15 protein-coding genes and 1 tRNA gene are annotated in these 21,042 nt (G+C 72.2%); 8 read left to right on the top strand and 8 right to left on the bottom strand.

What is annotated here, in order from left to right:
• Nucleotides 1-9 precede the first annotated feature (9 nt).
• Nucleotides 10-438: a VOC family protein gene (locus AC5P1C_RS23820; protein ID WP_493867961.1), complete on the bottom strand. Its 429-nt coding sequence runs from the start codon at nucleotides 436-438 to the stop codon at nucleotides 10-12.
• Between the two features lie 165 nt (nucleotides 439-603).
• Nucleotides 604-676 (bottom strand) — tRNA-Arg (locus AC5P1C_RS23815).
• A gap of 307 nt (nucleotides 677-983) precedes the next feature.
• On the opposite strand from AC5P1C_RS23815, the gene AC5P1C_RS23810 reads away from it, so the two are divergent.
• The 7 genes from AC5P1C_RS23810 (at nucleotide 984) to AC5P1C_RS23780 (ending at nucleotide 9,945) form a co-directional block, all read left to right on the top strand.
• Nucleotides 984-2,630 (top strand): dynamin family protein, encoded by a 1,647-nt coding sequence (locus AC5P1C_RS23810; RefSeq protein WP_493867934.1) that lies wholly within the window; start codon nucleotides 984-986, stop codon nucleotides 2,628-2,630.
• Nucleotides 2,627-4,582: a YfjP family GTPase gene (locus tag AC5P1C_RS23805; RefSeq protein ID WP_493867933.1), complete on the top strand. Its 1,956-nt coding sequence runs from the start codon at nucleotides 2,627-2,629 to the stop codon at nucleotides 4,580-4,582. The genes AC5P1C_RS23810 and AC5P1C_RS23805 overlap by 4 nt, the downstream gene beginning before the upstream one ends.
• Before the next feature lie 150 nt (nucleotides 4,583-4,732).
• Nucleotides 4,733-5,164 carry a single-stranded DNA-binding protein gene (locus AC5P1C_RS23800; protein WP_493867932.1) on the top strand — a complete coding sequence of 144 codons (432 nt, stop codon included), beginning with the start codon at nucleotides 4,733-4,735 and terminating at the stop codon, nucleotides 5,162-5,164.
• Nucleotides 5,165-5,484: 320 nt separating this feature from the next.
• Nucleotides 5,485-6,945, top strand: a complete 1,461-nt coding sequence (locus tag AC5P1C_RS23795) for a Cys-Gln thioester bond-forming surface protein (RefSeq protein WP_493867931.1) — start codon at nucleotides 5,485-5,487, stop codon at nucleotides 6,943-6,945.
• A gap of 198 nt (nucleotides 6,946-7,143) precedes the next feature.
• Entirely contained in the window at nucleotides 7,144-8,808 is a 1,665-nt protein-coding gene (gene ettA, locus AC5P1C_RS23790) for an energy-dependent translational throttle protein EttA (protein WP_493867930.1), read from the top strand.
• 7 nt (nucleotides 8,809-8,815) lie between these two features.
• On the top strand, nucleotides 8,816-9,262 hold the full coding sequence (locus AC5P1C_RS23785; RefSeq protein WP_493867929.1) for an acyl-CoA thioesterase: 447 nt from the start codon (nucleotides 8,816-8,818) through the stop codon (nucleotides 9,260-9,262).
• A complete protein-coding gene (locus tag AC5P1C_RS23780; RefSeq protein WP_493867928.1) occupies nucleotides 9,259-9,945 on the top strand; it encodes a DUF8185 domain-containing protein in 687 nt (228 codons plus the stop codon). The genes AC5P1C_RS23785 and AC5P1C_RS23780 overlap by 4 nt, the downstream gene beginning before the upstream one ends.
• Nucleotides 9,946-10,014: 69 nt before the next feature.
• Here the strand turns inward: AC5P1C_RS23780 and AC5P1C_RS23775 are convergent, their stop codons facing one another.
• The 4 genes from AC5P1C_RS23775 to AC5P1C_RS23760 form a co-directional block, all read right to left on the bottom strand.
• On the bottom strand, nucleotides 10,015-11,034 hold the full coding sequence (locus tag AC5P1C_RS23775; protein WP_493867960.1) for an ABC transporter ATP-binding protein: 1,020 nt from the start codon (nucleotides 11,032-11,034) through the stop codon (nucleotides 10,015-10,017).
• 17 nt (nucleotides 11,035-11,051) lie between these two features.
• Complete coding sequence (locus tag AC5P1C_RS23770; RefSeq protein WP_493867927.1) at nucleotides 11,052-13,883, bottom strand: FtsX-like permease family protein; 2,832 nt, start codon at nucleotides 13,881-13,883, stop codon at nucleotides 11,052-11,054.
• Nucleotide 13,884: 1 nt separating this feature from the next.
• Nucleotides 13,885-16,608, bottom strand: a complete 2,724-nt coding sequence (locus AC5P1C_RS23765) for an FtsX-like permease family protein (protein WP_493867926.1) — start codon at nucleotides 16,606-16,608, stop codon at nucleotides 13,885-13,887.
• A gap of 114 nt (nucleotides 16,609-16,722) precedes the next feature.
• On the bottom strand, nucleotides 16,723-17,136 hold the full coding sequence (locus tag AC5P1C_RS23760) for a globin (RefSeq protein WP_493867925.1): 414 nt from the start codon (nucleotides 17,134-17,136) through the stop codon (nucleotides 16,723-16,725).
• Between the two features lie 147 nt (nucleotides 17,137-17,283).
• On the opposite strand from AC5P1C_RS23760, the gene AC5P1C_RS23755 reads away from it, so the two are divergent.
• Nucleotides 17,284-18,258 (top strand): methyltransferase domain-containing protein, encoded by a 975-nt coding sequence (locus tag AC5P1C_RS23755; RefSeq protein ID WP_493867924.1) that lies wholly within the window; start codon nucleotides 17,284-17,286, stop codon nucleotides 18,256-18,258.
• Between the two features lie 18 nt (nucleotides 18,259-18,276).
• On the opposite strand, the gene AC5P1C_RS23750 is transcribed toward AC5P1C_RS23755, so the two are convergent.
• Complete coding sequence (locus AC5P1C_RS23750) at nucleotides 18,277-19,575, bottom strand: FHA domain-containing protein (RefSeq protein WP_493867923.1); 1,299 nt, start codon at nucleotides 19,573-19,575, stop codon at nucleotides 18,277-18,279.
• A 95-nt stretch (nucleotides 19,576-19,670) separates the two neighbouring features.
• Nucleotides 19,671-21,014: a VWA domain-containing protein gene (locus AC5P1C_RS23745; RefSeq protein WP_493867922.1), complete on the bottom strand. Its 1,344-nt coding sequence runs from the start codon at nucleotides 21,012-21,014 to the stop codon at nucleotides 19,671-19,673.
• Between the last annotated feature and the right edge of the window lie 28 nt (nucleotides 21,015-21,042).

Raw genomic sequence — 21,042 nt, 5'->3', positions numbered from 1 at the left:
CGCTGCCCCTCAGTCGATGCAGAACTCGTTGCCTTCGATGTCCTGCATCGGGATGCACGCATCATGGCCGTCGTACAGCGTCTGCACGTGTACGGCGCCGAGCGGGACCAGCCGCGCGCACTCGGCCTCGAGCGCGGCGAGGCGCTCTGGGCCCACGAGTCCGGTGCCGACGCGCACGTCAAGATGCAGCCGGTTCTTGGCGGCCTTCCCTTCGGGGACGCGCTGGAAGTACAGCCGCGGGCCCACGCCTGAGGGATCACTGCAGGAGAACGACGCATCCCGCTGCTCGGGCGGCTGCGAGAGCCTGAACTCCTCCCACGTGGCAAAACCCTCCGGTGGCGGCGGCACGACATACCCCAACACCTCGCACCAGAAGCGAGCGAGGCGCTCGGGTTCCGCGCAGTCGAAGGTGACCTGGAACTTCTTGATCGACACCATCCGGTCACCGTATTGGCGCGTGCCGCTCACGGAAACCCCGGCGTGCGCGCACGCTGACCTGGGGGCGTTACGGCGCTTACGCGCCCGCTACGTGGCGCCCGCTAGGGTCCCGTGACCAGTGAAAAGGCCCTCCCGGAGGGAGGGCCGAACAGGGATCGTGCGAAGCGCCCCCGGCAGGACTCGAACCTGCGGCCAAGCGCTTAGAAGGCGCCTGCTCTATCCACTGAGCTACGGGGGCCGGATGGTGGCCGGTGGCCTGGAGCCCGGGTGGGGACGAGCCGTGACCTTGCCGGGGACAAGGATAGGGCTCCCGGGTCCTTGTCCCTGGTGCTTCGCCTCCGAGGCGCTATGTGGAGGTTCAGTGAAGCGGTCCTGATAATCGCAGGCAGGTGCGAATCCTGCAGCGCTTTTGGCGTCTCACGCCCCGGGTGTTGTGCACTCGTTATGCCTGCGCCCCAGTCGCCCCTTCCGTCCCGTGTGTCCGATCGGCGCGCAGGGGTGCCCATATGCTTCAGAAAGCCGCCAAAATTGGGCATTCTTCGCATGTGGTGACCTTGGACGTACGGCCTCAACTGCTCGACGCACTCTCCGCCCTGCGCGAGCGTGTCGCCGCCGCACGCTTTCCGCTCCCCCTGGTGGGGGCGCCACGCGCGCGTGCCAACCGGGACGAGCTCCTTGCCCAGCTCGACGACTACTTGGTGCCCCGCCTGAGGGCCCCCGAAGCGCCGCTGCTCGCCGTGATCGGGGGATCCACCGGGGCGGGCAAGTCGACCCTGGTGAACTCCCTCGTCGGGCGGCAGGTCAGCGAGGCGGGGGTGCTGCGGCCGACGACACGGACACCGGTCCTTGTGTGCCATCCGGAGGATCATCACTGGTTCGCCGGCATGCGCGTACTACCCGACCTCACACGCGTGTGGGTGCCGCGTCCCGAGCCTTCCGACGTGGAGGACGACGAGGGCGACGGAAGCGACGACCTGCTGCCGATCGGGCCCGACGGCGAGCGTGCGCTGCGCATCGAGACCTCACCGACCCTGCCCCAGGGGCTCGCGCTCCTGGACGCCCCCGACGTCGACTCGCTCGTCGCCGACAACCGGATCCTCGCCGCCGAACTGATCTCCGCCGCCGACGTCTGGATCATGGTGACCACGGCGTCCCGGTACGCGGACGCCGTGCCCTGGCATCTGCTGCGTACCGCCAAGGAGCACGACGCCACCCTCGTCACGGTCCTCGACCGGGTGCCGCACCAGCTGGTGGCCGAGGTCTCGCGGCAGTACGGCGCCTTGCTCGCCAAGGCGGGCCTCGGTGATGTGCCGCGCTTCACCGTGCCCGAGCTGCCCGAGTCCGCGGGCGGCGGCGGGCTGCTGCCGTCCACCGCCGTCGCGCCGCTGCGCGCCTGGCTCGCCCACCGGTCCCAGGAACCCACGGCCCGCGCGCAGGCCATCGCGCGGACGGCACTCGGCGTCATCCAGTCCCTCAACGTGCGGGTCCCGGAGCTCGCGGGCGCCGTCGCCACGCAGTACGCGGCCGCCCTTCGGCTCACCTCAGCTGTCGACGAGGCGTACGCCAACGAGCACGCGCGCGTGCGGGAGCGGCTGCAGGCTGGGGCCGTCCTCGCGGGCGACGCCCTGAAGCGGTGGCGCAGCTACCCGCTGGACTGCGGCGCGGGCGAACTCCTCGACGCCGTCGCCGAGAGCCTGGAGGCACTGCTGCTGTGCGCGGTGACCGCCGCCGACGAGCAGATCGACGAGGCGTGGCGGCGTGAGCCCGCCGCGGCCGCCCCGGAACTCGGCGACCGTGACCGGGACGCCGAGAGCGCCGAGCACCGCATCGGGATGGCGGTACGGCGTTGGCGGCGCGTCCTGGAGGAGTACGCCGATGACGAGGTCCGCGGACTCGACAAGATCGAGAAGAACCTCATCCCCGACCCAGAGGCCGTGGCCGCCCTGCTCGCCACCGCCCTGCTGGGCGGGGCCCGCGGACGCTCGGCGGGCGAGACGCTCGCCGACCGGATCGGAGCCCACGGCGCGCTTCGGCTGCGGGACCGGGGCGGACGCCTGCTCACCACGTACCTGGACAACGTCCTCGGCGCGGAACGCGAGCGGCGCCTCGCGCCCCTCGACGCCCTCGACGTGAACCCCGAACCCCAGGCCGACCTGATCGCCGCGCTGTCCGTACTGCAGAAGGAGAGGTGACCGCGGTGACTGCTGTCACTGATCACACCGAGCACGAGCACGAGCACGAGCGTGAGGGCGAGGGTGAGGGCGAGCACGCGCGTGACGAACGTTCCGACGAGCGCTCCGGGGAGCGTTCCGGGGAGCCGAGGGACTCCGAGAGTGCCGCCGGGGACGCCGACAGCGGCTCCGAAGGCGTCTGGGACGACGGGCTGATCGCGCGGCGCGGCGGCGGTGGCGCGCGCGGTGGCGCAGGGCAGGGGAAGGGCTGCGGTTCCGACGCGTACGCACTGGCCGAGACTCCGTCCGTGGCGCCGTCCAGTACGCCATCCGGTGCTCCTTCCGGTACGTCGTCCGGCACTTCGACCGCGTACGAAGGGCCCTTGCGAGCCCGGCTCGACGCCCTGCGTGAACTGGTCGGGCTCTCCCGTACCCGCCTCGACAGCGCCACGCTCGCCGAGGCGGGCCGGGTCCTCGACGAGGCCGCCACGCGCCGCAGGCTCTCCGGCAGGCACACCGTCGTCGCCATCGCGGGCGCCACGGGGAGCGGCAAGTCGACGCTGTTCAACGCCCTGGCCGGGGTCACGATCTCGGACACCGGTGTCCGCAGGCCGACCACGGCGGCGCCCATCGGCTGCAGCTGGACCGACGGCGCCGCCGGGCTCCTCGACCGGCTCGGCATCCCGGGGCGGCTGCGCAGGCGCCCGCTCCAGGGGCCGGACGCGAGCACCCTGGAAGGGCTCGTCCTGATCGACCTGCCCGATCACGACTCGGCGGTCGGGGAGCACCGCGCGCACGTGGACCGGATCCTGGAGCTGGTCGACGCGGTCATCTGGGTGGTCGACCCCGAGAAGTACGCCGACGCGATGCTGCACGAGCGCTACCTGCGGCCCATGGCAGGGCACGCCGAGGTCATGTTCGTCGTGCTCAACCAGGTGGACCGGCTCCCGGGTGAAGCCGCCGACCAGGTGCTCGACGATCTGCGGCGGCTGCTCGACGAGGACGGCATCGCCCTCGGTGAGCACGGCGAACCCGGTGCAACCGTGCTTGCCCTCTCCGCGCTGACCGGCGACGGAGTCGGCGAACTCCGTGAGTCGCTCGGGCAGTTCACCAAGGAGCGGGGCGCCCCGGCCCGGCGGATCTCGGCCGACCTGGACGCCGCCGCCGACCGGCTGTGGCCGGTGTACGCCGCCGGGTCGAGCGGGGGCCGGGGCCGGACGAGCATCGGGCTCAGCGAAGAGGCGCGGGAGGAGTTCGCCGACCGGCTCGCGGACGCGGTGGGCGCGGCGGCGGCGGGGCAGGCGGCGGAACGGGCCTGGCGGCGCCACGCGGGCAAGGCGTGCGGCACCCCGTGGTTGCGGCTGTGGCGTTGGTACGAGGCCCAGCGCTCGCCGCGGAACGTCGGCTGGCCCGTGGCGCAGGCCACGACGGACGAGGAGGCCACGGCTCGGCAGCGCGTCGAGCACGCGGTGCGCACGGTGGCCGACGAGGCCGCCGCCGGGCTGCCCCAGCCCTGGGGTCTTGCCGTGCGGGAGGCGGCGGTGCGGGGCGCGGAGGGGCTGCCCGAGGCGCTCGACGAGCTGACGGTGACGGCCGGAGTGCCGGAGGGGAAGCCACCGCGGCCCGGGTGGTGGCCGGTCGCGGTCCTCGCCCAGGCGGCGATGACGATGCTCCAAGTCGTGGGCGGGCTCTGGCTCGTGGCGCAGATCATCGGGATCGCCCAGCCGAACCTGGGCGTTCCGGTGCTGTTGATGATGGCGGGCATCGTGGGCGGCCCCTGCGTGGAGTGGGGGAGCCGGATGGCGGCACGGGGGCCGGCGCGACGCTACGGCCTGGACGCGGAACGGCGGCTGCGGGAGGCGGCTGCCGCGTGCGGGCGGGCGAGGGTCCTGGATCCGGTGGCGGCGGAGCTACTGCGGTACCTGGAGGTCCGGGAGCAGTACGTGCGGGTGACGGGGGCGTCGGTCGGCTGAGGGGACGCGGCCGGGTGAGGGAGTTTTCCACAACTGCCCGGTAGCCCACAGGGCTCAGCGGGATCGGCGCGCCCGGTCCACTCTGAGATCGAAGCCGCGGGACGGATCACCGCGGCGGCGGAAGCGGAGTGGACGAGGGAGGGGTTCGGCATGAACGAGACCTTGGTGACGGTGGTGGGGAACGTCGCGACGACGCCGGTGTTCCGGGAGTTGCCGTCCGGACCGGTGGCGCGGTTCCGGCTCGCGGTGACAGCGCGGTACTACGACGCGGTGCAGAACGTCTGGGCGGACGGGCACACCAACTTCTTCACGGTGTGGGCGAGGCGGTCGCTCGGATCGAATGTGCAGGGCTCCCTGACGATCGGCGAACCCGTCATCGTGCAGGGGAAGTTGAAGGTGCGGGACGAGGAGCGGGGCGGCCAGCACTGGACGTCGGCGGACATCGACGCGATGACCATCGGCCACGACCTCTCGCGCGGGACGGCGGCGTTCCGGCGGGTGCTCAAGGCGAACGCGGCACTGACGGAACCGGCGGCGCTGCGTGAGCCGGAGCCCGAACCGGCGCCCGAACCGGTGGGGTGATGGCCCGTCAGGCGGGGCGCGCATCTCGGAGACCGATGTGCGGCTTATCGGTGATTGGGGGTCGTTGATTTGTCGATAAGCCCAGCTCGGCAAGGTTGTTGGCGATAACGATTCCGAGTCGGATCGGTTATCGAACGGTAGTACCGGGGATCGTGGTCTGTCGCGTACCTAGGATGCCGGACGTAGCTAACGGGGCAGTTGGTAGTGGATGCCACGCAGGTGGCAGGTGATTCTGCCCCCTTCAATCTGCTGGCGGGACCACCCCCCTCGAAGTGAACGGGTCCCGTCCGGAGGGGAATTCTGTGTCTTTTGCGCGTTCTGTGTTCGATGCGTTCTCTGCCCTCTCCGGGGGCCGCGCGCACGCTGCGCCGTCCCGGCGGAGACGAGGCGCCGCGCGCCTCGCCGCGGTGACGCTGGCGACCGGGGCCGTCGCGGCGGGCGCGATAGCCGCCGCGGGACCTGCCGCGGCGGAGGAGGTTCCGCAGCACCGGGGCGGAGCCGTCGCGACGCTGGGCGGGCTGCAGACGTACGCGCAGGCCGTCATCCGGGACAACGGGACGAGCCAGGAGGTGCCCGCCGGACTCTTCGAGATGTCCGTGGACGGCGGCGGCACCCTGCAGACGTACTGCATCGACGTCCTCAACCCGACGCAGAAGGACGCGAAGTACCAGGAGACCCCCTGGAGCGGCACGTCCCTGAACGGCAACAAGGACGCGGGCAAGATCCGCTGGATCCTGCAGAACTCCTACCCCCAGGTGAACGACCTCGCCGCGCTGGCCCAGAAGGCGGGCGCGCGAGCGCTCACCGAGCAGTCGGCCGCGGCCGGTACGCAGGTGGCGATCTGGCGCTACTCGGACGGCGCCGACGTGCAGGCGGTCGACCCGCAGGCCGAGAAGCTCGCGGACTACCTCTACAAGAGCGCCCGCGGTTCGGCGGAGCCCAAGGCATCGCTGACGCTCGACCCGCCCGCGGTCTCCGGGCGCGCGGGGGAGCGCCTCGGACCGGTCACCGTGCGGACCGACGCGGACGCCGTGTCGGTGACGCCGCCCGCGGACTCGGTGGCGAGCGGAGTGAAGGTCGTCGGCAAGGACGGCAAGCCCGTCACCTCCGCGGCCAACGGCAGCCAGCTGTTCTTCGACATCCCCAAGGGCACCCCGGACGGCTCGGCCGCACTCGCCGTGCAGGCGTCGACCACCGTGCCGGTCGGCCGGGCCTTCGCCTCCGAGAGCCGGAGCCAGACGCAGATCCTGGCGGGCTCCAGCGAGTCGACGGTCTCCGCGACGGCGAGCGCCACCTGGGCCAAGAAGGGTGCGATACCGGCGCTGTCCGCCGAGAAGAACTGCGCCAAGAGCGGCGTGGACATCACGGCGAGCAACAAGGGCGACCGGCCGTTCACCTTCCGCCTCATGGGTCTCAAGCACACCATCGAGGCCGGCACGTCGCGGACGGTGACGATACCGCTGCAGGAGGACCAGCCCTACGACTTCACGATCAAGGGCCCGAACGGCTTCGAGAAGCGCTTCAAGGGCGTACTCGACTGCCGGACCGAGGGCAGCACGATCGGCAACAAGACGGAGCCGGTGGCCGACCCGAGCCCCGCATCGGCGGGCGGCACCGGAACAGGCACCGGCGCAGGCGACCTCGCGGAGACGGGCGGCTCCAGCGCGACGCCGATGATCGCCGCGATAGCGGTCCTCATGGTCGTGCTCGGCGCTGCGGCGATGTTCCTGTTGCGCAAGAAGAAGGACCCGACGAGCGCGGAACCGCCGACCGAGGACTGAGGGCTGAGGTCTGAGGACCCGGAAGGGTGCGTGGGCCCCAGAAACGCCTGACGGTGACGGTCGGTGGGCGCTCGACTACCCAACTGGTCGGTGAACGTCCAGCTCATGGCCCCCCGGCCATACTGGTTTCCTCCGGGAGGTGGCCGTCAGGCAAGATGGGGTGTATCTGCCCACTCACTGATTGCCGGACGGTTTCTCTTGGCTGAGTACATCTACACCATGCGCAAGACGCGCAAGGCGCACGGCGACAAGGTGATTCTTGATGACGTCACCCTGAGCTTCCTGCCTGGCGCCAAGATCGGTGTCGTGGGCCCCAACGGCGCCGGTAAGTCCACGGTGCTGAAGATCATGGCCGGGCTCGAGCAGCCGTCCAACGGTGACGCGTTCCTCGCTCCCGGGTACAGCGTCGGCATCCTCATGCAGGAGCCGCAGCTCGACGAGTCGAAGACCGTTCTGGAGAACGTCCAGGACGGCGCCGCCGAGATCATGGGCAAGCTCAAGCGCTTCAACGAGGTCGCCGAGCTCATGGCGACCGACTACTCGGACGCGCTCATGGAGGAGATGGGCAAGCTCCAGGAGGACCTGGACCACGCCAACGCGTGGGACCTCGACGCCCAGCTCGAGCAGGCCATGGACGCGCTCGGCTGCCCGCCCGGCGACTGGGCCGTCACCACCCTCTCCGGTGGTGAGAAGCGTCGCGTCGCACTCTGCAAGCTCCTCATCGAGGCGCCCGACCTGCTCCTCCTCGACGAGCCCACCAACCACCTCGACGCCGAGTCGGTGAACTGGCTGGAGCAGCACCTCTCCCAGTACGCCGGCGCTGTCGTAGCGGTCACCCACGACCGGTACTTCCTGGACAACGTCGCGCAGTGGATCCTCGAGCTCGACCGCGGTCGCGCCCACCCGTACGAGGGCAACTACTCCACGTACCTGGAGAAGAAGGCCACCCGCCTCAAGGTCGAGGGCCGCAAGGACGAGAAGCGCGCCAAGCGGCTCAAGGAAGAGCTCGAGTGGGTGCGGTCCAACGCCAAGGGGCGTCAGGCCAAGTCCAAGGCGCGTCTGGCGCGCTACGAGGAAATGGCCGCCGAGGCGGACAAGATGCGGAAGCTGGACTTCGAGGAGATCCAGATCCCGCCGGGTCCGCGGCTCGGTTCCATCGTCGTCGAGGTCGAGAACCTGTCGAAGGCCTTCGGGGACAAGGTTCTCGTCGATGACCTGAGCTTCTCGCTGCCGCGCAACGGCATCGTCGGCATCATCGGTCCGAACGGCGCGGGCAAGACCACGCTGTTCAAGATGATCCAGGGTCTTGAGGAGCCGGACTCCGGCAGCATCAAGATCGGTGACACGGTCAAGGTCAGCTACGTCGACCAGGGCCGCGCCAACATCGACCCGAAGAAGACGCTGTGGGCCGTCGTCTCCGACGAGCTCGACTACATCAATGTCGGGCAGGTCGAGATGCCCTCGCGGGCGTACGTCTCCGCCTTCGGATTCAAGGGCCCGGACCAGCAGAAGCCGGCCGGTGTCCTCTCCGGTGGTGAGCGCAACCGCCTCAACCTGGCGCTGACCCTCAAGGAGGGCGGCAACCTGCTCCTCCTCGACGAGCCGACGAACGACCTGGACGTCGAGACCCTGTCCTCCCTCGAGAACGCGCTCCTGGAGTTCCCGGGTGCCGCTGTCGTGATCTCCCACGACCGGTGGTTCCTCGACAGGGTCGCCACGCACATCCTTGCCTACGAGGGCGACTCCAACTGGTACTGGTTCGAGGGCAACTTCGAGTCGTACGAGAAGAACAAGATCGAGCGTCTTGGCGCCGACGCGGCCCGTCCGCACCGTGCCACCTACAAGAAGCTCACCCGGGGCTGAGACTGACATGAGTCGCCATATCTACAGCTGCCCCCTCCGATGGTCGGACATGGATGCCTTCGGGCACGTCAACAACGCCGTCTTCCTGCGGTACTTGGAAGAGGCTCGGATCGACTTCATGTTCCGGCTCGCACCGGGGGACGGCAGCCCGTCGTTCTCGGGCGGGTCCGTCGTGGCCCGCCATGAGATCGACTACGTACGGCCGTTGGTCCACCGGCACTCGCCGGTGACCATCGAGTCGTGGGTGACGAAGATAGGCGCTGCCTCGCTCACCATCTCGTACGAGGTCAAGGACCCCGAGCAGGTGTACGTGCGGGCCACGACGATCGTCGTCCCGTTCAACCTGGAGGCACAGCGGCCGCGGCGGATCACCGCCGAGGAGAAGGCCGTTCTCCTGACCTACATGGACGACGACGGCGATCTCGCCGGAGGTTCGGAGGCGCTCGTCGCATGACGGCGCAGCTGCACTTCGCCGATGCCGGGGAGGCGGGGGATCTCGCCGCCTTCCTGGCCCGGCTGATCCACTACGACAAGGCTGCCGCGGTCCGGCTGCAGGCGGCGGGCGACACGCTCGCCGTGTTCGGCAGGCCGCCGTCGTTCGAAGTGCTCGCCATCCGTACGGCCCGGCTCGTGAAGCCGTACGAGCACGGGCTCGACTGCTCGCTCGACGTCACCGTCTCCGCCGGTGAACTCCTCGAATCCGTGGGGGAGTCGGCCCAGTCCGCCGTCGCGGACGGGGTGGCCGTCGTGCCGAAGGCCGTCACCGGACCGCCGTGGGCCGGGGTCCTCCCGCCACGGGGCGGCTGGCAGCCCGAGCGCGGGCTTCCGCCGATGGAGGCGGTGCGGGGTCTCGTGGCGGCCGCTGTCGCCGAATTCAAGTCCCGGGTCGAGGAGTTGCCGCAGGAGCGGCGGGTCCGGGCGGAGCTCGACCAGCTGGGCCGGGAGATCTGGTCAAGGACCGTCGGCGACACGGGCCTGCCCGTGCGGGCCGCGCACGCCGCGCAGGCCCTGGGGTTCCTGCGGGGGGACTCGCTCGACCTGCTGTCGTCCGGGGCGTGGCTGCGGCTGCGTACGGACTTCGGGTCGGTCGCCGTGCGCCGGGGTGGAGTCGGCGGACTCTCGGTGACGCCGGCCTAGGACAGGGCCTAGCGGTCCGCGTCAGTCGCCTGCGGGAGCGTCCGTGTCAGTCGCCCGCGATCGTCCGCGTCAGTCGCCTGCGTGACCGTCCACGTCACGTACGCGCCGATCGTCCGCGTCGCCCGCTTGCCGGTCGTCCGGCCATACCCCGATGTGATCCCGTTCGAGCTCCAGCGCCACCCTGTCCCGCATGTCCAGCGCCGCCGTGTATTCGGCGGGCAGTTGGAGGCGTCCCGCGCGATCCAGCATCGCGTACTCGCGGGAGGTCACGGACTCCTGGCCCGTCGACGCGTCCACCTCCGTGCGGCGCAGGACCTCCGTCGAGGTGCGGCCGTCACGGATGGCGACCGTGCGGCGGACCTCGGAGGCGACCGCCTGGTCGTGGGTGACGACGACGATGGTGGTGCCCAGCTCCTCGTTCGCCGTGCGGAAGGCGGCGAAGATCTGCTCGGCGGTGTGCGAGTCCAACTCGCCGGTGGGTTCGTCGGCGAGCAGGACCGAGGGGTTGTTGGCGAGTGCCACCGCGATGGCGACACGCTGCTGCTGGCCGCCGGAAAGCTGATGCGGACGCCGGTCGCGGATGTCGGACACCGCCATCAACTCCAGGAGCTGCGCGGCGTGTTCGGCCCTCCGTGCGCGGGTCGCCCGACGGCGCCCCCTCGCCCCTCCCTTCAACTGCATGGGCAGCGCCACATTCTGTGCGGCCGTCAGATACGGCAGCAGATTGCGTGCCGTCTGTTGCCACACGAAACCGACGACATCCCTGCGGTAGCCCAGCCGCTCCTTCGCGCCCATCGTCAGGAGATCGCGGCCCGCGACCCGTGCCGCGCCCGCGGTCGGCTCGTCGAGCCCGGCGAGGATGTTCATCAGCGTCGACTTGCCGCTGCCCGACGCGCCGACCAGAGCCATCAACTCCCCCTCGCGGACCAGGAGATCGAGTCCCTGGAGCGCCTGCACCTCGACGCCGTCCGTGGAGAAGACGCGGACCAGGCGATCGCAGGTGATCAGCGCGTCATGGCCGTACGCGGGGCGGTCGCGGTGGGCTGTGGCCCGCGCCTCCAGCTCCGCGAGTGACGACACGGTGTCCATGGAGGGTGTCCTGGCTGTCATCCGGTGTCTCCTGTCTTCGGCTCGGTCGCGGCCGTGCGCCGCGCGATCCACCACGCCTGTACGAAAGCGACCCCCGCCGTGAGGACCACCACACCCACGGCGGGCAGCAGCAAGGACCACGGATCGGCCCGCAGCGTCACATCGCCGAGCTCCGCGAGCCTGCCGCGGGCCGCGAGGGCGACATGGGCCAGGTCGACCCCGGGTGCGAGCAGGGTGATGGCGGCCACGGCCGACAGCACCCCGCCGCCCGCCGCGAGCAGCGCCTGCGGCAGCGACTCAAGGACCAGCAGGCGGCGGCCCTGGCCCCTGCTCAGGCCGATGGTGCGCAGCCTGGCGAGGAGCGCGGCCCGCTGCGGGGCGGAGTGCAGGAGGGCGAGCAGGACGGCAAGGACGGCGTACCCCGCGCCTGCCGCGACCGCCGCCGTGTAGATGCGCTCGGCGCCCGACTGGATCGGGGAGTCGGTCAGCGAGGCGCGCTCGGCGGCGCGGAACGTCGCGTCGACGTCGGCGCCCGCGGCCCGCGCCGACCTGGTCAGGGCCGCCGTGTCGATCCGCTGCCCGGAGGCGCCGGTGGCCAGGAGAGCGGTGTCCTCCGGGTGGTCGAGAACGCGCCGGTCGATCAGGAGGAACGCACTGCCGGTGGGGAGGGCGGGGGTGCCGTCCCGGACCGCTCCGACCGCCGCCTTGAAGGTCCCGGTGGGGGTACGGAAGGTGTGCGGGCCCTCGCCGAGCCTGCGGGCCACATCCGGCGACGCCACGGCGGGAAGGGTGGCGCGGCGGCCGCCGGGTGCCGCCGACCCGCCCTCGGGGCCCACCAACTCCCCCTGAGGTGCCGCCAATTCGTCCTCCCTGAGCGGGCCGAGACCCGTGGTGCGTGTGAGGCGTGCGTAGACGGCGGGGTCGACCGCGACCAAGGGGGCGGTCGACTGGTCCGGGAGCCGCAGATACCAGTCGATGTGGACGGCCGCGACCTCGCCCACGCCCGGCACCCTGCGGATCTCGCCGGCGAGCCCGGCGGGCAGGTTCCCGTCGGCGCGGTCGACGCGGACGTCCGCGCCCACCGCGAGGAGTGCCGTGCGGTCACGGGCGTCGGCGATGCCGGTCAGCACGGAGCCGCCGAACGCCGCCGTCGTCAGGGCGAGCAGCAAGGCGAGCAGCGGCAGTGCCTGAGCGGCGGACGCGCGGCCCGCGCTCGCCGCGGACAGGAACCCGACGGCGCCGCGGCGTCGTGCCAGTGGGCGCGCGAAGAGGCGCAAGGGCAGTGGATGGAGCCGGACGAGAAGGAGCGCGGCGACACCGCCGACGAGGAGGGGCGCAGCACTGACCAGCCAGCTCGCGGAGTCGCCCGCACCGCCTTGATCACCGGCGCCGCCCGCACCCGCGGAACCTCCGAGACCGCCCTGCCGCAGCGTCGCCACCGCCCCCACGGCCAGGACGAGCAGCACCAGTTCGGCCACCGTGCGGCGCCGCGAAGGGCGCGCCGCCACGAGATCGTCGCGGCCCCCGTGCGCCCGCGGCCTGCGGTGCGTGAGAGCCGCACGGACCGGGAGCGCGGCGCAGGCGAGCACGCACACCCCGGCCGCCGCCACCACCGGAGGCCACGCGCGGGCGTGCGGCACGGCGAGGAGCGCGAGCAGCAGCCCCAGCGCGGCGGCGGGCACCGCCACCACGGACGTCTCGGCGAGCAGCCGTACCGTCACACCGCGCACGGACGCACCGCGCGCCCGGAGCAGCGCGAGTTCGCTCCGCCGTCGTACGGCGGTGAGCGAGCAGGTCATCAGGAGGACGACGGCGGCCACCCCTCCGATGCCGTACGCGGCCACCGCGACGATCGGCGTCACGGCGCCGCGCAGCTCCTCGTACCCGGCCAGGACCTTGTCGAGGTCGGTGGAGACCAGCGCGTCGTGATGCGTGAAGCCGCGCAACTCGGCGCGCAACGGCCCGCCTTCGAGCGAGGCGATGCGCTGCTTCAGGGCGGGCAGCTCGCGGGAGGTCAGGGCACCGGGGTCGGGGGCGACGCGCCAGTACCGCTGCGGGTTCTGGTCGACGGCGGGCAGGAACGGCCCCGCATCGGGCGCGAGGAGCAGAGCGGCGTGCCAACGCCTCTTCGGCTCCTGGGCGTTGCCGCTCCGCACGTCGATCAGCGCGGGGCTGCGCAGGATCGGGTCGTACGACCAGTAGGCGCCCTTGGGCCGCCGGGGTTCGACGATCCCGGTGATCCGTACGGTGACGCGCTCGCCGAGCACGGAGTTCACATGGAGGGCGGAGCCGGTCCGAAGCTTCAGGGCGCGGGCGGTGTCCGCGGTCACCGCGGCCTCGACCCGGAGGCTGTCCGAGGTCAGCCCCTCGCCCTGGGGGAGCCGTCCTTCGCGTACGCGCGCGTGGGTGTTGACATCGGCCTGCGCGGCCAGGGTGAACTGCGGGGCGATCGAGTCGGGGCGGGGCAGCCAACGGTCCAGCCCCTCGGGCGGCTTGAGGGTCTGCGCGCCGTACGCGGACTGCGTGCGGTCGACGCGAATCGGCCGGGGCATGGCCGCCACGACCTTGCGGTACTGCCACTGCAGGCCGGTGGCCCGCAGCGCCTTCTCCCGCTCCCGCTGGTCCGCGTCGAGCCCGGGGGCTGGCGCGCCGAGCTCGATGCCGGTGCGCGCGGCCCCGGCTTCGGCGACCGCGCTCCGTACCCCTTTGCTCTCATACGTGTCGACGGCGCGCGGAAAGACAGCGGCGAGGAACGCGGTGGCGAACACGAGCAGCGCGAGCGCGAGTGCGGGCAGTGGCGCGGCGCGCAGGCGGGTGCGGGTCCAGGGGGCGACGGGGGCGGGGGGCACGTCAGTTGCCTCCGTCGTGGCGCAGCGACACCGTCGGGTCTCCCCGGCGCAGGGCGAGGGCCGTGATGATCAGGAGGGGCACGGCCGCCGTCGCCGCGAGGAGCGTGACCACGTGGGGGAGCGGCAGCTCCACCAGGACCGGCGGCACCGGCTGGGTGGCCTCGCCGGTGAGGACGATCAAGGGGACGACCGCCCGGGTCAGGACCGCACCGATGGCCACGCCCACCACCAGGGCGAGACCGAGCAGCAAACCCTGCTCCGCCGCGATCAGGCGGGCCAGTTGACGGCGCGGGGCGCCGAGCGCGCGCAGCACGGCGAACTCCGCCGAGCGCTCCCGCAGCGAACCCGCCGCGCTCACGGCGAAGCCCACCGCGGCCAGCGCGGCCGCCACCACCGCCACGGCGAGCAGTGCGGACTGCGGTCCCGCGCCCAGGGGGTCGTCGCGCAGCTCGGCCGCGATCTCGTCGCGGACCAGGACCTGTTCGGGGTCGATGTCGGGGCGGTCCCGCAGGACATCGGCCGCCTGCGCGGATGCGCCGGTGCGGGTGGTGAGCCACCATTCCGTGGGCAGCAGGGGCGCCTCACCGTCCTTCTTGAGCAGCGTGTTCACGCCCGGCAGGTCCAGGAGCAGAGCCCCGCCGTCCGAAGCGTCCGCGCCCTGAAGCCCATCGGCCGCACCCGTGGTCGGCAGCTCCGCCACGGCCTTGACGACGGTCACCCGCAACGAACGGCCGCCCAGCGGCACATCGACCCGGGAGCCCACCTCGGCCCCGCTGGAGCGCAGGAACCGCTCGGTGACGACCGCCCCGGGCTTCGGCGACCTCAAGGCCTCGGCCATCGCCTGCCGCTCCCCGCGGCCGGCACGGATCAGCAGCCCCGGCATCGCCCGCGCGCCGTCAAGCGCGAGCACGGTCGCCCGGCGGTTGTCCGAGAGGTCCATCATGGAGCGTGCGACGGGTGCGGCCTCCCGCACGCCCGGCAGGGACGCGTAGACCTCGGGCTGCCTCTGCTCCGGGACCCGGCTGCCGAGCACCCTGATCTGCGTACCGGCCCTGAAGTCCGCCTGGTCCTCCTGCGAGCGGTCCCAGGACGCGCTCTGGCCGATCGCCAACATGCCCATCGCCACGGCGAGAACCAGCAGCAGCACGGGACCCGCGCCCTGCAGCGGGCGGCGGCTCAACTGCCAGCCGGCGAGCGCTCCGGGCAGCCCGCGCCCCCGCGCCGCCTGCCGCTCGGCCAGCCGCGCGGCGGGCGGCAGCAGGCGCAGCGTCACGACCGTGCCCGCGAGGAGCGCGAGGGCGGGCGCGGCCACCAGCAGCGGGTTGATGCCCAGCGCACCCGCGCCGTCGCCGCTCAGCGCGCCCGAGCCGGATGTCCTGCCGTCCAACTGCCAGTAGGCCACCGCGGCGACCACCAGGAGGCCCACGTCGGCGCCCGCCCGCAGCGGTGCGGGCAGCGCGGCGGCCCGTGTCCGCCGCAACGACCCGGTGTCGGCCGACAGGGCGGGTGCGACCACGGCGAGCGCGCACCCGAGCGCCGCGACCACGCCGATCAGCCACACCTGGGCGCCCGCAGTCCCGTCGAGCCGCACTCCCGTCCGGGCCAGCGCGCCCTGCCCCGCGAGCAGTCGGGTCAGCGGGCCCGCGAGCAGCGGCGCGAGCAGCGCGGCCGGCAGCGCGAGGAGCAGTGCCTCTGCCGTGGCGAGCCAGACCACCCGGCCGCGCGAGCCGCCGCGCGCGAGGAGCAGGCCCGTCTCGCCGCCGCGTTCCCTGCCGAGCAGCCGGGCCACGAGCAGCAGCGCGTACCCGGCGAGCATGATCAGCTGCAGGGCGACGATGAGCAGCGTCGAGCGGGACACCAGGAGCGCGCGCTCGGCTCGGTCAAGGACCTCCGGGAGTGCGGTGCTCGCGTTCGGACTTCCGCCCAGGGAACGGGACTTCACCACGGCGGCCGGACCGCTCTTCGCCGCTTCCCGCAGTGCGTCGACGCGGTCCGTGGTCATGGTGCGGAAGTCCGCCGTGGCCAGCCACTGCGTACGGTCCGCCGAGACGTGCCCCAGAACAGTGGGGTCGGCCAGCAGCGGCCCGTACGTCAGGAAGACGCTCTCGCGCACACCGCGGCCGCCGAGGTCGTCCAGTTGCCAGTAGGGCTCGGTGGGGTCGGCAGGGCGGTACACGCCCGTCACCCGGACGGTGATCCGCGGTCCGGTGAGCCGGTCGGTGAGGGTGAGCGGGGCGGAGCCGGGGCCGAGCTTCAGACGGGTGGCGGCGGCTTCGGGGAGAGCCACTTCCACCGGTGCTCCGTGGTGCGACTTCGCGTACGGAGAAGGCCAACTCCCCTTCGTCAGAAGGACCCTGGACCGGTCGAGCGCCGCGAAATGGGTGAGGTCCGGTTCGGCGCCCCGCTGGGCGCCCGGCAGTGCGTAGGACCCCGAGCGGGCCAGGGAGCGCAGCCCCACCGGCAGCCCGTCGAAGGTGCGCCGCGCGGCGTCACGCACCGCCCGGTCCGCCGACTTCTGCGTGCCGGGCGGGACTTGGGCCCGCACGACGAGTGAGGCCTGTGCCGCCGAGCTCGTCCGCAGGCTGTGCCGCAGGGCCACGTCGCCGATGGAGCCGGAGAACGCCGTGAGCGTGGCCAGGACAGCCGTGGTCAGGAGCACCACGAGGAGCGCGGCGGCCAGCAGGAGCCGATGCGCGCGCACGCGCAGAAAAACGAACCCCGTCACAGCCCCGCGACCCCCCGTGCCCGTGCCGTACGCCTTTCGCCCCCGAAAGTCTGTACGGATGCTTTCAGAGTGCAGGCAGTACGGGAAGGGGGGCGGGGAGAGCGGGAAGAGCCGTCAGCCCTCGGAGTTGACCATGGACGCCGCCGCGTACGTCAGGTAGTTCCACAGCGTCCGCTCGTGCTCCTCGGAGAGCTTCAGCTCCTCGACGGCGGTCCGCATGTGCTTCAGCCAGGCGTCGTGCGCGGCCCTGTCCACGGTGAACGGGGCGTGCCGCATCCGCAGCCGGGGGTGGCCGCGGTTGTCGCTGTACGTTCGAGGACCGCCCCAGTACTGCATCAGGAACAGCGCGAGGCGCTCCTCGGCCGGGCCCAGATCCTCCTCCGGGTACATCGGCCGCAGCAGCGGGTCCTCCGCGACCCCCTGGTAGAAGAAGTGCACCAGGCGCCTGAAGGTCTCCTCGCCGCCGACCTGTTCGTAGAAGGTCTGCTCTTGAAGCGTGCCGCGCGGGATCTCATTCACACCGTCCATGGTCTCAGACGGGACGACCGAGGATGGAGGACTTAGGACCCACGGTCCGCACATCGGGATCTTCGGCTGCCGGATCGGGACCGATCTCCTCCGGATCGGTACGTCCTGCCGCTCGCATCGGGGGCCATACCGCAGCACAGTGGCTATATGGGACCCACAGTCGACCCCCTTCTCGCCGCGGAGGCCGGAGCCGCTCTGGTCCGCGAGATCGAGGCCAGCGGCGCCTGGGAGCGGGACCCCGAGCTGCGGGCGGCGTTCCGGCACGTCCCGCGGCACCTGTTCGTTCCGTACTACTACGTGGCCTCGTCGGGCGGTGGCCACGAACGCCTGTGGGGAGAGGACCCCGATCCCGAACGCCGGGCACGCTGGCTGCGCGGCGCCTACGCGGACGCCCCGCTCGCCACCCGCGTACGCGACGGCGAGCTGCTCTCGTCCAGCAGCCAGCCCTCCCTGATGGCGAAGATGCTGGAGGAGCTCGATCTGCGCGACGGGGACTGCGACGTCCTGGAGATCGGCGCGGGCACCGGCTACAACGCGGCCCTCCTCGCCCACCGGGTCGGCGAGGAGCACGTCACCACCGTCGACCTGGACCCGGAGATCACCGAGTCCGCGCGGCGGCATCTCACGGCCGCCGGGTACCACCCGGCCGTCGTCACCGGGGACGGCACCGCGGGGTGCCCCGAGCGCGCCCCGTACGACCGGATCATCGCGACCTGCACCCTGACCTCCGTGCCGCGGCCCTGGCTGGCCCAGAGCCGCCCGGGAGCCCGCATCCTCACCCCGCTCGCCACCGGTCTGATCGCCCTTACGGTGCGGGACGCCGAGCACGCCGAGGGCCGCTTCCTGCACACCCCCGCGTACTTCGTGCCGCTGCGCGGAGGCAGCAGAAGGGCCCCGCACGAGCAGCACCTCGGGGGGCTGCCGCGCAGGGCCCTGCAGAACGAGCTCTTCCGCTTCCTGCTCGAGCTGACGGCCGGGAGCCTCGATCCCTATGAGGTCCTCGCCCTGTGGCAGCGCGAGGACCGGCCGGTGCGCGAGCGGTTCGGCGTCACCGTCAGCGGGCCGCACGAGTGGGCCTGGCTCGACGACCCCGAAGGGCCGTACGCCTGGCCACTCGCGTGAGCCCCTGTGCGGTGATCCTCAGCTGTGCCGGATCGTGATCGTCGTCCAGGCGCCCACATGCACCCGGTCGCCGTCCTGGAGCGGCACCGGGACGAACGGCTGGATGGGCTCCTCGCCGTTGTTGACCGTGGTGCCGTTGGTCGAGTTCTGGTCGACGACCGCCCAGGTGCCGTCCGGCTGCTGGACCAGGACCGCGTGCTGGTGCGATACGCCCGGGTCCTCCGGCGGCACGGACAGGTCGATGTCCGGGGTGTCTCCGGTGGAGTGGCGGCGGCGGCCGATGGTGATCTGGTTGCCGGCCAGCGGGCGCTGCTGCTCGGGCGAGTACGCGGGCAGGTTCAGGCCCGAGGCCTCGGGGCCGCTGCGGTGCATCATCGCCATGAAGTACTCGCGGTCAGGACCGATCGTCGCCGACCAGGAGACCGTGCCGGTGCTGGGACCGGGCACCGCCTGGTAGCCGGGAGGGCCCTGCGGCGCCTGCGTCTGCCGGCCGGGCTGCTGACCCGGCTGCTGATGGCCCCAGCCGCCCTGGTCGGGGGTCTGCGGTGCGCCGGGGCCCGGAGCGGACGACGACGGCGGCGAGAGCACCCAGTCGTCGTCCGTGCCGAAGGCCGGGCCCGGAGGCGCCGACGGACTCGGCTGGGGCGCGGGCGGCGGAGCCCCCGTGTCCTGCGGGAACGCGGGCGGCGCCGGCGGGCCCTGCTGCTGGAACCCCTGCGGGGGCTGCCCTGACTGGTCGCCGCCGAAGGGCGGCACCGGGCCCTCGCCGTTGTACGGCGGGGGCACCTGGCCCGACGGGTTGCCGTTGCCGTTGCCGAACGGCGGGATCGGCTCGGCGGGCCGGTTCATCTGCGAAGGGCGCGAGCCCTGGTAACCGAACGGGTCCTGGCCCGGCTGGGTGCCCTGGGGCTGCTGGCCGCCGTGCTGCTGGAACTGCTGCGCCGGGTTCGACGCGGGCGGGTGCGGGGCGGCCGGGGTGTACGAGGTCGCCGTGTTCGTCAGGAAGTTCCAGCGGCACTCCTCGCAGAACGGCGCGTTCGCCTCGCGGGGCGTGCGGCACTGCGGGCAGAGCTCGGCCTCGGCGGCCTGGTCCGGGACCGCCGACAGGTGCGGCCGGCCGGGGGCCTGCTGCTGCGGGTATCCGGGGTCCTGCTGCGGATAACCGGGGTCCTGGCCGGGGCCCGGCGGCGGATAGCCGTAGCCGGGAGCGGCCGGGGGCGGCGGGGGAGGCGGCGGCACGGCACCGGCCATGCGGTGACCGCAGACCTCGCACCAGTCGTCGGAACCCGACTGGTGTCCGTTCGGGCAGGTCGGCATGTCGGCGCTTCCCCCTCTCCTTCTCCGGCCCTGAGGGCCGTACGTGCTGCTGTGGGGCTACTGATGGCTTTGGGTGGTGCTACTTCTTCACGCTGTTACTTCTTCACGCGAACAGTCTTCGTGGACCGTGTCTCGAGAGTCATCTCGTCGGCCTCGGCGACCCTCGCCTTCAATCGAACAGTACCTGCCACGGCATCGACCACGTCGACCACCTTCGAAAGCAGCTTCGCGGTGTCCTCGTTGCCCGAGGCACTGGCGAGCTGAACGGCACGACCCAGTTTGGCCGTTGCTCCATCCATATCGCCCGACTTGCGCGCGTCGAGTCCCTGCTGGATCACCTGAGCCAGTTCCGCCTGGCCCGTGTAGTGCGCCACCTGAGGGTTGATCGACGTAGAAGCGGACATGTCGTCCGTCCACACGGCCCGCACCAGGCCCTGCGAGAGCGTCTGGGCGCTGCCGTCCGGCTGCGGGACGATCAGCGAGACACGGGCCGCGAGCATCTCCTGGCCGAGCTCGGCGTTCGGCACCTCGACACAGATGTGGTAGTCGCGGGACTCGTCGCCCCAGGACCCCGTGGGGTAGTCGCCCGCGCGCGGTCCCGCCTCCGTGCGGCGGTCGGTCAACTCCTCGACCGTGGGCGCCACTTGCTTGACGAACTTGATCTCCACGCCCAGCGGTGTCCACAGCCGCAGGCTGACGTCGGCGACCTCCTTGCCCATCGCCGCCTCCATCATCTGCGTGAAGTCGGCGGAGAGCCCCGCCGGGTCGGCGACGATGTCGGCGGTGCCGAGGAGCGCGGAGGCTATCCCTGTGACCTCCTTCACCTCCCAGTCCGTGCCGACACCGCGGGCGTCGCAGGTGAAGCGGCCCGCGCAGGCGTCCAGAGAGGCCTGCAGGTCCTCGGGTGACTCGTGTTCATTGCGGCCGTCCGTCAGCACGATTCCGTGCCGGATCGAGACGTCGGCCGAGGCCAGGAGCCGGTCGGCGAGGCGCAGCCAGGTGCCGATCGCCGTGCCGCCGCCCGCGCTGAGCTTGCGCAGGGCCTGCTTGGCCTGCCCCCGGGTCTCCGCGCCCGCGACCGCGAGGCGGCCGTTGCCCGGATAGACCTCCTTGGCGACATGGGTGCCGCCGATCACCGCGAAGTGGACTCCGTCACGTACGGCGTCGATCGCGGCGGACGTGGCGTCGCGGGCGCCGCGCATCTTCGTCGGCGGGTAGTCCATCGAGCCGGAGCAGTCGACCATGATCGCCACGGCCGCGTCCGGGGTCTGCCCCGCCGAGTAGAGGTGCGGGGCGCTCACCGCTGATCCCACCGTGCCGCCGCCGGTCGAGGTGACCGTGGCGATCGCGTTGACCTCGCGGCCGTCCTCCGGGAGGTACTCGTTCTGGTACACGTCGACCGAGAACTGCGGCACGTTCGACTTCGAGAAGTTGGCCATGGATCTCTGCTCCCCCTGTACGTTCTCA

The sequence above is a fragment of the Streptomyces sp. A18 genome, from assembly GCF_059026065.1.
Note: the sequence above shows the minus strand (reverse complement) of the source record. Positions and strands in the feature narration are given on the sequence as shown.